The sequence below is a fragment of the Actinoplanes sp. GCM10030250 genome, assembly GCF_042666575.1.
Lineage (GTDB): Bacteria > Actinomycetota > Actinomycetes > Mycobacteriales > Micromonosporaceae > Actinoplanes.
The window spans coordinates 1-723 of record NZ_JBHTDO010000117.1; the positions used below are offsets into that span (position 1 = coordinate 1).

1 protein-coding gene is annotated in these 723 nt (G+C 65.4%); it reads left to right on the forward strand.

The window, feature by feature from the left end; all coding sequences use genetic code 11:
* On the forward strand, positions 1–436 hold a 436-nt coding region (locus tag ACFQV6_RS44300), incomplete at its 5' end, for a hypothetical protein (protein WP_378033748.1).
* Positions 437–723 lie beyond the last annotated feature (287 nt).

Sequence of the window (723 nt, forward strand, 5' to 3'; positions counted from 1 at the left end):
GCTGGACAATCAGGACGCCCGGCACAAGCAGGAGCTGGCACAGGTCCGACACGAGGAGCGCGAGGAGTTCCGGCTCTCGCTCGCCGCGCTCGGCAAGGAGCTGCGGGCCGAACGCGAGCCAGAACCGCAGCAGCAGCCGCGCAAACTCACTCCGGCCAAGGAGCGGGCGCAGCATCGGATGCTCGCCGAAGTGCGCGCCGGACGGGTCGCGGTGCAGAGTAGCCGCGGGGCCGACGGCAATCTGGGAGGCGGGATGCGGTTCCTGTTCGACGGGCAGCAGGCGGGCGCCGCCGATGAGAAGTCGCTGCGCGTGGCCGCGGATGCCGGATTCATCGGCTGGTCGTTCTCCGATCCGTCGATGCGGGAGAACCCGCAGGGTGCGACCACGCTGGTTCGGTTGACCAAGCAGGGGGACGCGCAGTTCCCTGCCGAATAGGGTATATCTCCTGGTCAACGCGCACTGATGACACTGCACACACGGAACCCACTGAAGTAAAGAACCCCGCCGGATCGTTCCGGCGGGGTTCTTGGCTGTGCAGGCGGGTCTACTTCTCGGGTACTTCCGGGACGTTCACGCCGAAGATCTCGCACAGCTCCATGAAGCTGTCCACGTACGTGCGTTCGAAGAATCCCGGCTCATTGCTCGAATCCCTCGCGTACTCCAGGAATTCGGTGAAGCCGCGGTCGATCACGTACCTGATGAAGGTGAGCTGCCCCTCGGTG